This is a genomic window from Shewanella hanedai (genome assembly GCF_007197645.1).
Lineage (GTDB): Bacteria > Pseudomonadota > Gammaproteobacteria > Enterobacterales > Shewanellaceae > Shewanella > Shewanella hanedai.
The window spans coordinates 202,101-215,401 of the sequence record NZ_VKGK01000006.1 but is presented as its reverse complement, the minus strand read 5'-3'; the positions used below and the strand labels follow the sequence as shown (position 1 = coordinate 215,401).

The following is a 13,301-nucleotide window of genomic DNA, read 5'->3' as shown; positions in this document are numbered from 1 at the left end:
TGGCAGAAAGCCTAATTTTAGAGCCTCGACGAACGAGGTCATTTCCTAGGACGGTTAAACGAAGACCTCAGAGATACGCCAGGAATAAAAAATGCCAGTAAGCTTAACTTACCGGCATTAGCGCTATAGCGCTCTTTTTTATGAACAAAATATATTTTTTTATATTCGACTCTCAATAGAGGTTAATTTTTGGTTCATATTTACGTATAATCCCGCTAATACGAATTTCGCCTTGGTTGTAAAATGAGTCAGTTAGTCCCAAAAGTTGAACAAATTCAATATCCTTTTCCTCCAAAGCCTCTCCCTCTGTCTGAATATGAGAAATCTGAGCACAAAGCTAGGATCAAGCAATTACTGATTGATCGTGATGCGGTACTGGTTGCCCATTACTACACCGATCCTGAGATCCAAGCGTTAGCTGAAGAGACGGGCGGATGTGTGTCTGATTCACTTGAGATGGCAAGGTTTGGTCGAGATCATCCTGCTAAGACATTGATCGTAGCCGGGGTTAAGTTCATGGGGGAAACCTCTAAGATTTTAAGCCCTGAAAAAACGGTGTTAATGCCAACGTTAGAAGCCACTTGTTCATTGGACATTGGCTGCCCAATCGAAACCTTCAGTGAATTCTGTGACGCCCACCCTGATCATACTGTTGTTGTCTATGCCAATACTTCTGCCGCGGTCAAAGCCCGCGCTGATTGGGTGGTGACTTCTAGCATAGCTCTTGAAATCGTCGAGCATTTAGACAGCGAAGGCAAGAAAATTATCTGGGGTCCGGACCGTCATTTAGGCAGTTACATTGCCAAAGAAACCGGTGCTGAGATGTTGATGTGGCAGGGTGAGTGTATTGTCCATGATGAGTTTAAAGCCAAAGCGTTACGTGAACTTAAAATACAAACCCCAGAAGCTGCCATTTTAGTCCATCCTGAATCGCCTGCTAGTGTGGTTGAACTTGCTGATGCCGTTGGTTCAACCAGTCAGCTGATTAAAGCGGCTCAGACGATGGATAATGACACCTTCATTGTCGCCACAGATAGAGGCATTTTCTATAAAATGCAGCAAGCTGCACCGGGTAAGACATTAATTGAAGCGCCAACAGGCGGCAATGGTGCCACGTGTCGTAGTTGTGCTCACTGTCCTTGGATGGCGATGAATGGCCTGCAGGCTATCGAAGCTGCATTACTTGCCCAAGATACCCGTGTACATGAGATTTTTGTGGATGATGAACTTCGTAAAGAAGCGTTAATCCCCTTAGATCGTATGTTGAATTTTGCGCAGACGTTGAATATGAAAGTGAAAGGCAATGCCTAATGATTAACGGCTAAATTAGTCTTTTTCTTTTAGATTGCTCAATAATATAAAAGCCCTATTTTTATAGGGCTTTTATAATTTTACTTACTTTACATGTAGATAATAGGATAAACTGCAATCCATTAAACAAATGTTGGAATACAAGGATGTTTCTTATGAAGTTTCGTTGGGTTGGAAATTTAACCATCACGAATAAGCTACTTTTAGTCACCATACCCCCGATTTTAGGCTCTATCTTCTTTGGCTGTGCCATTGTCTATAACCAGTATCAGTTGTCCAATGGCTTAGAGCAGGTACAAGTGCTGAGTAAGCTCACTGCTGTCAACAGCGATCTAGTTCATGAATTACAAAAAGAGCGCGGCATGAGTGCCGGGTTTATTGGCTCTAACGGTCAATCTTTTGCTAACAAGCTCAATATCCAAAGAGCTGCAACTGATGAGCAAATGGGTTATTTCAACGACTTTGTGTTTAATAATACCCTGCCTAACACCTTTTCAAATCAACTTACCCAATTATCCAATGAGTTTTCCAACTTAAATACCATGCGTAGTCGTATTAACAACTTAAGCGTATCGGTAAAAGAAGAGGTGGCTTTTTATAGCAAACTCAACAAGGAATTATTGGCGATTGTAGATCAGACGGCAAAAGAGGGAGACAGCCAAGCCATTGCTATTCAAGCGGCGTCATTTAGTGCTTATTTGCAGATGAAAGAGCGTGCAGGACTTGAACGTGCAGTATTAAGCTCAAGCTTTGGCAATCGTGAGTTTAAGCCTGGGATGTTCTTAGGCTTTGCGACGTTAGTGTCTGAACAGCAAAGCTATGAAGAACGCTTTATGGCGTTAGCCACACCTGCTGTTCAGGACAAGTACCGACAATTAATCAACTCGCGTGCTGTTAAAGATGTGGAAGCCTTAAGAAAGATAGCCTTCAGTGGTGACAGTGATGCACTGAGCGCCCAAAGTGCAGAGGAGTGGTTCTCAACGTCGTCAGCTCGAATAGAGTTGGTGCGACAATTTGAAAAGTCCTTGTCAGGTGATTTAATCAGCCAAACTGAGGCGGAGCTATCTGCAGCAAAATCACTAATGTATGGCATTCTTTTGATCATGTTAATCTCTGGCAGTTTAGTTCTGTATATCTCCATGACGGTGGCGAAATATATGCATAACCGTCTTCATCACCTTCATGACAGTGTGACGCAAGCACAGACGAATTTTGACCTCAGTATTCGCATTAAAGGCAACAGTACCGATGAACTTGGTCAATTAGGTAATGCCTTTAATGAGATGATGAATGATTTTGAGCAAGTCATTAATCGCGTGCGAACCAATACGGGCAGTTTGCTTAAGGCCTCTGAACAAATGGAAACTTGTGCCAATGCGATGCAAAGAGATGTCGCAATTGGTCACAGTGAAACTGAGCAAGTGGCCTCTGCCATGACAGAGATGAGTAGTACGGTACAAGAGATAGCATTGAATGCAGTTAAAGCCTCTGAGGCATCGGCAGCGGCTAATATCGAAGCCAAAGCGGGTAACGTCGAGGTCAGTAAAACAGGCCAAAGTATTCATCTATTAGCGGAAGAGATTGGTGAGGCTTCAAAAGCCATTAATGAACTTGATAACGATATTCATGGCATCGTCAATGTGCTTGGCGTGATAAGTGGCATCGCTGAACAGACAAACCTGCTGGCACTGAATGCAGCCATTGAAGCCGCCCGAGCCGGTGAAATGGGCAGAGGCTTTGCCGTGGTAGCCGATGAGGTTCGAAGCTTGGCTCAACGTGCTCAAACCTCAACTGAAGATATTCGAGATATGACCGAACGCCTCAAAAAAGGCGCGGGAGTTGCTGTTCTCGCCATGGAGAAAGGCAAAGCGCAAGCGGAGCTTAGTGTTAAAGAATCAGAAAAAGCCGGACATGATCTTGATAGAATCGTCAATGAAGTTGGGGTGATTGATGCGATGAATGAGCAGATCGCCGCAGCGACCCATGAGCAATCAGCGGTTTCTGAAGAGGTGAGTCGTAACGCTGTTAAGATCAGTGAAATATACCAAAACACCCAAGAAATAGCAGATCAGTTAAGTGCCTTAAACGAAGCATTACTGGCCGATGCAAATATCATGGCTCAAGAGGTTAGTAAGTTTAAGCTGAGTTAATGTCTCTTTGCTGTTTGTATTGCTTTCTAGTAGCAAGCCCTGCGTAATGCAGGGCTTTTTTGTTATTTAACCTGGTGGACAAACTTTATGCAGATAAAGGGGATATCTGTAATGCACTGACCAGTGACCTATTAGAAAGCGGGATAGCGATTATCATTGTGGGATTGAGCTATGCTCTCCAGACGTTTTATCATAGAGACAACTAACGACCAGTTAAAAAATATCTCTAAAATTGAGCATACAAGACATCGAAGTGTGCATGGTTCCATGCTTAATGTGATGGTGGCTTATCAACTAAAAGAGCATAAGCCTCAACTTAATATTACAACGGCTGAACTCAATGCGATTGCTCTGATATTTTTACCGATCTGGGTTTATTTAGTTTTTTAAGCGGGCGTAATAAAAAATTGCGATACGTATTGAAACTTAAGTATACATTGTGAGGTTCTAGATATATTAGATCATATGTAAAGTATGCGGACTTTACATATGGTGAATGGTATGTTAAAAACACCTAAAATAGGTTTAACTTAAGGTGGGTTAATAATGCATTATAAATTCAGTATTATATTTTTTATAACAAAGCTGCTTTTATCATGTATCTTAACTCTTCTACCTACTATTTTATTAGCGGTTGAATCATCAATCCACCTTGATAACATGTCAAAAAGAGATGGGTTATCTGATGGTACCATTAACGCTATAGTTCAAGACCATCAAGGGTTTATATGGATTGCTACTGAAAATGGATTGAATCGATATGATGGTGCTCAAGTTAAATATTTTAAGCATGATTCATACGATGAAAGTTCAATATCAAGTAATAAAGTTCGCTCACTATTAAAAGACTCTAACGATATACTTTGGGTTGGAACTACATCAGGTTTAAATAAATACAATCCATACTCTGAAACATTTAAGCATTATAATTTTTCAGGTAATAATGTATTAAATTATGTAAGTGTCAATACAATATCAGAAGATGGTCTAGGCAACATCTGGATTGGTACAATGGATCAAGGGGTTTATCGAATTGATATTAAAAATGAAAAGATTGAACATTTTCAGAATCTAGACAATGAGCCAACAAGCTTACTTGATAACACAGTTTGGAAGTTATTTAAGGATAGTTATGGTGATCTATGGGTTGGGACAAATAAAGGGCTTCAAAAGTATGTTCCTAGATTGAATAATTTTATTAAATTTAATAGTTCTAAACTAGACAATGAAAGTATGTTTAAAGGAGCTGTTAACTCTATTGTTGAAGACAGTTTTGGTTCGCTTTGGCTAGGCGGTTCAGGAATAAGTAAATATAACTACCAGACAGGTGAGTTCGAACAAGTATTTATTCCAAAGGATATAAGTGAGAATAATATATACCCAGTTTATGCACTTTCAATTGGTCAAGAAGAGCGTGTGTGGATAGGAACAAAAAATGGTCTTATTGTATATGATTTTAGAAATCAGCAATTCAACTATTATAAACAACAGATAAGTGATCAAAATAGTTTAATTAGTGATCATATCAATTATATATTTACTGACATACAAGCGATAACTTGGATTGGTACTAAAAGTGGAATTAGCAAATATCACAATAACTTACAGACTTTTAACCATGTTCGAGTACAGCCAGATAACCTAGATGGTCTTAGTAGCAATAACGTCATGTCTATTTTAGAAGACAGTCGTAAAAATTTATGGGTTGGTTCAGACAAAGGTATTGACCGATTTGATAGTAAAAATAATAAGCTCAAGAAATTATTTAACATAAATGATCCAGTTTCGGTGCGCTTAATCTTTGAGGATAGTTCCAACAACATATGGGTGGGAACATGGGGTCACGGTTTGTACCATTATAATTCTGAAAAAGACAGTTTAATCTCTGTTCAATTTCCATCACACATTTCACAAACTTTCATTTCGAAAATTATTGAATCTCGTTTTGGTTTCATATGGATTGGCACTTCAAAAGGGATAATAAAATATGATAAAACTAGCTCTGAATATACATATTTGAAACATAATCTATTAGGGCAGCAAAGTTTAGATAATTATATAGTTAGTTCCTTGCTTGAAGACCGTCATGGTATGCTGTGGATAGGCACAAACAAAGGGCTTTATCAATATAATCCAATATCTGAAACCTTGAAGCGCTACATTCATGACGCTTTTAATAAAAGTAGTTTGAATAGTAATGATGTACATGATATTGCTGAGGATTATCTTGGAACCCTGTGGGTTGCAACAACGGTTGGCTTTAATAAATACCTACCAAGTATTGATGCATTCACCCATGGTCAAAAAACATTATGCCTAACAGATAATACTATTAATGCAATCCTTGAGGATGACTCAAATCAACTTTGGTTCAGTTCTAATAGTGGGCTTGTACAATTCAATCCTGAAAGTGAATTATACAATAACTATGATGTTTATGACGGTTTACAAAGCAACAAGTTTTATAAGAATTCAGCATTTCGTAACAGTAAAGGAGAGTTATTTTTTGGTGGGAGTAATGGCTTCAATAGATTTATTCCTGAAGCTATAAATAAGAATGATTTCTTACCACCAGTTGTTATAACTGGATTTTCACTATTTAATAAATCGGTACCTATTCGCAAAAATACTTCATTAAGTTCAGCAAGCATCAGTAAGGAGAAAGTTGAAGCAAAAAATAATTTTATGCTTTTACATAGTATTACCCAAACAAAGATATTGAAGCTATCTTATTTACAGTCCATGTTCTCATTTGAGTTTGCAGCATTAAATTATTTTAACTCAAATAAAAACCAGTATGCATATAAAATGGAGGGTCACGATAAAGAGTGGATAATGACCAATAGCAAAAATCGTATTGCTACTTACACAAACCTTGACAGTGGTGAGTATATTTTTCGGGTAAAAGCCTCAAACAATAACAATTTATGGAATGATGAGGGAACTTCTATTCGTATTCACATTAGTCCACCATGGTGGAAGTCGAATGTGATATATATAGTGTATCTGCTATTAATGTTATTGACTATATATTTGTTTGTCGTATTCCGTACTCGTAGATTAACCAGGCAATCACATATTCTTGAACTGACTGTTGCCGAACGAACCCAAGAAATAGAGAACTTGTTATCAATGAAGGAACAAGAGTTTGCAAATATATCACATGAGTTAAGAACTCCTCTTACTCTTATTATTGGCCCAATTACAGAGTTGTTACGTATTGAGCAACAAGATGAGAAAATAAAAAGTCTTAAGCTTATAAAAAGAAATGGGAACAGGCTATTAAGATTAATTGAACAATTACTCAATATTGAGTCTTTCCGAGTCAAAAGTGTTACAGAGCAAGGTGTGCAGTCATTTTCCTTTCTAATTAGCAGTATCGTCGATGTTTTTAGTGATTTTGCTAAGGATAATAATATAGAACTAAGAATTATAAATCTTGAAAACGTTTTCTTTAGTTTTACACAAGACGCTTTCGATAAAGTAATGCTGAATTTATTATCTAATGCCATTAAGTATACACAATCTGGAGGTGTTATTACTGTATATTCAGAAAGAACTATTGCTAATGAATTAATGATTGAAGTGAAAGATTCTGGGATCGGTATTGCAGAGGAGTTGCAGGGCGTTGTGTTTGAACGTTTTACTCGAGGACAGGATAGTATAAATGAACAGGTGACAGGTTCTGGTATTGGCCTGGCGTTGGTGAAAGAAATAGTTGAAATGCATCAAGGATATATTGATTTAGAAAGCAAGGTTAATCAAGGCACGACCATTAGAGTTTACTTACCAATTATCAATGAAGTTTCTAGAGAACAATTTGATTTAACAAATAATTCTAGCCATAACAACATTGTGAACTTAGGTCTACCTGAGCAAGTGTCACTCAGAGGATTAAGAGAGCAAACAAAAGATGGGAGTGATTTAACTAAATACAATAACCTAACAAAACGTTCAATTAAATCTGATGATACTCAAACGAGTTTATTGTTGGTTGAAGATGATCCTGATATGCGACAATTTCTGATCGACACTATTGGAAAAAAATACCAAGTCTTCATTGCTAGAGATGGAGAGCAAGGATTTAATATCGCGACGACTGAAGTGCCAGATATTATTATCAGCGATGTAATGATGCCGGTAATGAATGGTATAAATATGGTACGTAAATTAAAATCACAAAAAACCACAAGTCACATTCCCATTATTTTTCTTACTGCAAAAGGTGATCATAAAAGCCGGATGGTCGGTTTACAAGAGCAAGCCAATGACTATTTGGTCAAACCATTTAATGCTGACGAGCTATTGTTGCGAGTCAGTAATTTACTCTTGATTCAATCACAGTTACGACATAAGTTTATTAAGCAACTAGAAGAGTTAAAACTAAAAAAATCACCCTTTAATTCTCCTAAACTTAGTGCTAAACAAATAGGGATTATTGAAAATAACACAACTCAAGATGGAACTGTACATAATGATTTCGCTCCATCTGAGTTGGCAGAACACTACTTTATGCAACAGGTTAATGAATATCTTAACGATAACTTTCAACACGAAAATATTAATGTAGACAGCTTAGCTAACGCCCTATCAATTAGTGAAAGACAATTAAGACGAAAATTTAAAGCCTTGATCGCCATGACACCTGGTGACTATCTGCGTCACTTTCGTCTCGAAAGAGCTGCATTACTTTTAGGACAGGGTAAGCCTGCAGGAGATGTCTCTTTCCTAGTGGGTTATTCATCTCATAGTAGTTTTTCCCAAAGTTTTAAACAGAAATATGGGGTGGCGCCAAGTGACTTCACTACACGTTAATCTACCAATAGCAGGCCTTTAAGAAAACTAATCGTCTAAAATTAATACCCTTTTGTATGATTGATTATCAGAAGATAAGGGGATGTCCGGTTAACAACAATAACTGTCAACTTTTCTACAGTATTTTATCAATTGTCCGCATATCGACAGCATAAAGTTATGTTTTCGATAACGGATAATATCTTGAATAGGATTTAATTCAGTACACGAAATATATATTTAGTAGTCAACACTTGCTATCTATGATGGCTAAGTATGACTTTTACATCGAAAGAAATAAAAGGAAGTTTTATGAAGAATGTTATATGTATTGTTGTTATATTTTTTTTCTCCATTAATTCTTATGCGTTAGATGAAAGAAACTGGATGAGGGATATAAATGGTTCAACCAAACTAACTCACTTAACCATTCCTGGCACCCATGACTCTGCGGCCTTTAGGACGACATCGCTTGCCGAAACTCAGGATTGGAGTATTAGAGAGCAGCTTGAAAATGGCATTCGCTTTTTTGATATTCGTATAAGTAATCGAATAGGCAGTGTTAATGACTTTGAACTTCGACATGGAGATATATTTCTAGGGAGCTTTAATGATCTGGTGATGGATGAGGTTGAAAGCTTTTTAGATGCACATGATGGTGAAGTTATTTTCATGTCCATAAAACACGAAAAACCAAACTTTCTTGCTGATGATGGACTTGATATTAGCAGATTAAATCAAGATTATATTAATGCACCGGGAACTAAGTTTTATCAACATTCGATTACCGGTAGCACGGAGTTAGATACTGTACGTAGTCATATTGTTCTGTTCAATCGCTATACTCCAAACAATGACAGCGTTGGAATTGGTTGGAAAAATGATCTGTTAAAAATTCAAGATGAGTATGAGCTTGATACTGAATGCTACGAGCAAGTCATTATCCCTGCTACACCTTTTTCAGATGCTGTAACCCAAAGAATATGTGGTCCCCAAGTGGGTTTGGATTACCCTAAAAAAGCACTTCAGGTGAAAGAGCATTTAGATGAAGCTCATTTAGATTTTAACAGTTCTAAAATTTGGATTAATTTTGCAAGTGCACAATATAATGGTTTTTATATCAGTAATACAGCTGACTATGTTAACCCTAAAGTAAAAGAGTATTTTTATAGTGGTGTTGGATCGACTGAAAATATTGGGTCTATTATTTTAATGGATTATCCAAACCGCACAGCAAACCTTATTAGTGACATTATTAATAACAATGACAGGAGCTCTAGCTCTAATACTAATATTATTCCATCTGGTAATTTGGGCTCCGCGATAACTGATGGTTTTTGGGGAACTTGGGGGAGTATTGTCAAATGTTCAAGTGGTCAATATGTCTATGGATATAAACTTAAGTCAGAGTCGGAAGGAGGGGATGATACTGCTTTAAATGGCATTGAATTATGGTGTGGTAATTCAGATGTTGGTGTCAACTTTCCAATTCAAAGTGCGACTGGTCCATACGGAGATTGGGGGGGATTATCTAGCCTTTGTCCATACTACTCCCAACCTGTAGTTGGCTTTGATATAAAGATTGAACCTAAGCAAGGTGATGACGACGATACGGCTGCAAACGACATCGATTTATATTGTAAAGATGGTCCAATGATTAACGCCCCAACCAATAACGGTCAATGGGGTAATTGGACACCAAGACAAAACTGCCCGAGTGGACAGGCAGTAACAGGTATTATTACACGTGTAGAAGATAGTCAAGGAGACGGTGATGATACAGCACTCAATGGTGTCAGACTGATTTGTGAAGATTTTTAGACGAAATTACCATATTGAAAGCCCACTAACTGAGCCAGTTGGTGGGCATACTCATATTACGTGTTCACAATCGGCCATATCTATATATTAATTAGTATTAGAGTGTGATTATTTTTAAAATCAAATGGTTGAAAAGACCTTGAGCTCTTTGTTATAACAGATGCTAACCCTTAGTATATATGGCGGTGAGTTAGGCTCTTTTCGGTAAAGAAGGAACCCTACAATAAGGTGCTATAAACCTAGTAATTGTTAGCTATGATTGAAACGAAAAATGCCTAACATCTCTGCTAGGCATTTTCTAAATATGGCGGTGAGTTAGGGATTCGAACCCTAGATGGGCTATAAACCCATACACACTTTCCAGGCGTGCGCCTTCAGCCACTCAGCCAACTCACCAAATTTTATTGTTTAATTACCTTGTAAACAAAGTTTTAAACTTGGAAATCGTTAACAAATCACTAAGCCGAGCTGACGGGCTTTCTCTGTTAACGGAGCCGTACTTTACGCAAAAGCCTGAAGATGGTCAAGCGATAAAACTGATATTTCAATCGTTTGCATATTAGGTAATCAAATCGCGTATTTTTGTGTCACTCTACATGATTTAGCGCAGAGAGGTGGGTTTACTATGTCTCTCTGCTATTGAACCGTGTTTCTAGAATCGTGCCCACAATCTCTTCAACAACGGTTTCTACAAGAGTGGGCTGAACATGTAAAAGAACTGCTCTATCACTCGTTTGTATACCGGACGCTTTCGCCAAACTTGGTGATCTACCTGAACTGAATCATCAATATAACTTTGCTGCAGCTTACCGAGTTTCTGTGTAAAGGCGACATCGTCTACCGCAAGCGTGACTTCACTGTTTAGCCATAAACTGCGCATATCAAGATTAACGGTGCCAATTAAGCAGTGATTTTGGTCTATCACCACGGATTTTGTGTGCAGCAGTCCGCCTTTAAAACGGTAGATCTTAACGCCAGCGCTAAGAAGTTCACTGAAGAAAGAACGGCTGGCCCATTTCACCATGGTCGAGTCATTTCGGTAGGGAATGATCAATTCGACGTTGACACCACGGTGCGCCGCCGACACCAACGCAAACATCAAGCCTTCACTAGGAACGAAGTAGGGCGTGGTGATCACAATTTCAGATTTCGCTTGGTAGATACTTAGCAGCAAAACCTGATGGATAATTTCAGTTGGCATCCCGGGCCCTGAAGGGATAACTTGCAGTATGTCGACTGGATTATCTGCATCCAGACTTATGCACTTAGGCGCTTCTGGTAGGTGTCTATGATTCGTTTCAACCTCCCAGTCCCAACTGTTAATCGTATTGAGTACTGGTACGTTTGAGCCAGTGAGTCTGACCATGACATCGATCCATTGTCCCACATGGGCATTTTGCTTAAAAAATGCTGGATCCACCATGTTCATTGAACCTGTGTAGCCGATACAGTTATCGATAATGACGATCTTACGGTGCATTCTCAGGTCAAGCCGTCTGAAGAACATTCTCAATGGACTCACCAGTAGGGCATTGGTGACCTCAATGCCATTTTTCCTGAGTTGTTTTGGCCAGTGACTTTTAAAAAATTGACGACTTCCGGCGGCATCAAGCAGTAGTTTAACATCCACGCCTCGGTTAGCGGCGTCAATCAATGCTTGAGCGACATTATCGGCTAAGCCGCCAGGGTGCCAAATATAAAACTCAAGGTTAATTGAGCTTTGCGCATTGTTTATGTCGGAGATCATCGAGTTTAAGATCTCTTGTGGCGTTGTTTGCAATTCGAGTTGGTTGTTCCCTAACGAAGGTATGCCTAATCTGTTTTCGCAAAGGGCACTGATTGAGTGGCCGTATTGACTCAGTTCTTTGGGCTGATATTGGCGAAACTTAAACAGATCGGCAAACCATTCTCGATAGGGGGCATACATTAATTTTGCTCGATTTTCTCTGGCTTTGCCCCAGTTTTGCTCTCCGATGAGAAGGTAGCCGATGACACCAAAAAATGGCACAAAATAGATCACCATCATCCACGCTAAAGACACACCTATACTGCGACGCTTAATGATCACTCGAATAGCGACACCGGCTGCAATTAACCAGTATGCAAATAGACCCACGAAGGTTAAAATTTGATAAAACTGTTCCATATTCTCTGCTTGGGCTGGTATTGATTGATGTGAGTAACGATTGAAATGCAAGTCTAGTGTGCATTGTTTTTAAAAATTAATACAGATAGATATTTAGTTTGTTTGTTGGGCTGTGCATTGCGAGAGTGTGCATTGATAGAGTCCTGACCTCAGTCTAAAGTTAAGGAATTGGATAATAAAATTGAAACTTAAATTCAAAATTACAGTCTGCCTAGTGATGTTGCTCTTATTTGGATCCGCAGCCTATGTTTACTCGGTTAATGAAGCGAATGGAGAGAATCTGATCATGAGCAGTGCTAAATCGCCACTTTTCTTATCTCAATGTGTGGAAAATACTGCAATATTGCCGTTAGATACCGATGGCAAGCTGAGTGTCAGTGTCTGGAATATCTATAAGCAACAAAGATCGAGCTGGAGCTCTGTATTAACAGAGTTGCTTGATAGCAGTGAGCTTGTTTTGCTTCAAGAGGCTAAGTTATCAACGGGGCTTAAAAGCTTCTTACAAGAAGACAGTCATCAGGTGTTGATGGCTAAAGCATTTAAAGTCTTTAAAACGCCGATAGGTGTGATGAATCTTGCCAAGGTGTCAGCAGAATCAGCCTGCGCTTATCAGGCCATTGAACCGTGGATCCGTTTTGCTAAGTCTGCGCTGGTGTCTACATACCCTTTATCTAATGGCGAAAACCTATTAGTGGTTAATTTGCATGGGATCAATTTTGCTTGGCGCTTAAAGGAGTACAGGAAACAAATTAGTTTATTAGCGGAGCAGATCAAGGCACATAATGGCCCTGTTATCATGGCTGGTGATTTTAACACTTGGCGACAGGGGCGGGTCGATATGATTGGTGAGTTTATGCTCCAACTGGGCATGACAGAAGCGAAATATGCTGTTGATAAACGCAATCGAGTATTTGGATTAGCGTTAGATCATCTCTATTACAGCGGACTAGTGTTAGACGAGGCGCACGTGACACCCACTAAGGCATCTGATCATAATCCGATACAAGCCAGTTTCTCTCTTATACAGAAGAATTAATGATATGGATCTGTGTTCCTATCATGTAATGACTTCTCACCAT

The 13,301-nt window shown here is 38.8% G+C and carries 6 protein-coding genes, 1 tRNA gene and 1 pseudogene; 6 read left to right on the top strand and 2 right to left on the bottom strand.

The annotated features are described in order from the left end of the window. Nucleotides 1-243 precede the first annotated feature (243 nt). From nadA to FN961_RS07435, 5 genes and pseudogenes are all read left to right on the top strand, one after another. Nucleotides 244-1,311, top strand: coding sequence for a quinolinate synthase NadA (gene nadA / locus FN961_RS07455; protein ID WP_143563917.1), 1,068 nt, complete (start codon nucleotides 244-246; stop codon nucleotides 1,309-1,311). Nucleotides 1,312-1,466: 155 nt separating this feature from the next. Continuing rightward, nucleotides 1,467-3,461: a methyl-accepting chemotaxis protein gene (locus tag FN961_RS07450; protein ID WP_143563916.1), complete on the top strand. Its 1,995-nt coding sequence runs from the start codon at nucleotides 1,467-1,469 to the stop codon at nucleotides 3,459-3,461. 71 nt (nucleotides 3,462-3,532) lie between these two features. Further along, nucleotides 3,533-3,851, top strand: a pseudogene (locus FN961_RS26045) (transposase); the annotation flags it as partial. 156 nt (nucleotides 3,852-4,007) lie between these two features. Continuing rightward, complete coding sequence (locus FN961_RS07440) at nucleotides 4,008-8,276, top strand: hybrid sensor histidine kinase/response regulator transcription factor (RefSeq protein ID WP_143563915.1); 4,269 nt, start codon at nucleotides 4,008-4,010, stop codon at nucleotides 8,274-8,276. A gap of 291 nt (nucleotides 8,277-8,567) precedes the next feature. Further along, a complete protein-coding gene (locus FN961_RS07435) occupies nucleotides 8,568-10,076 on the top strand; it encodes a phosphoinositide-specific phospholipase C-related protein (RefSeq protein WP_185972744.1) in 1,509 nt (502 codons plus the stop codon). 305 nt (nucleotides 10,077-10,381) lie between these two features. Here FN961_RS07435 and FN961_RS07430 read toward each other — a convergent pair. Both FN961_RS07430 and cls read right to left on the bottom strand, forming a co-directional pair. Continuing rightward, nucleotides 10,382-10,472: transfer RNA gene (locus FN961_RS07430), tRNA-Ser, on the bottom strand. Between the two features lie 292 nt (nucleotides 10,473-10,764). Further along, nucleotides 10,765-12,222 carry a cardiolipin synthase gene (gene cls, locus FN961_RS07425; RefSeq protein WP_143563913.1) on the bottom strand — a complete coding sequence of 486 codons (1,458 nt, stop codon included), beginning with the start codon at nucleotides 12,220-12,222 and terminating at the stop codon, nucleotides 10,765-10,767. A gap of 181 nt (nucleotides 12,223-12,403) precedes the next feature. On the opposite strand from cls, the gene FN961_RS07420 reads away from it, so the two are divergent. Further along, a complete protein-coding gene (locus tag FN961_RS07420) occupies nucleotides 12,404-13,258 on the top strand; it encodes an endonuclease/exonuclease/phosphatase family protein (RefSeq protein WP_143563912.1) in 855 nt (284 codons plus the stop codon). The last annotated feature ends 43 nt before the right edge of the window (nucleotides 13,259-13,301 follow it).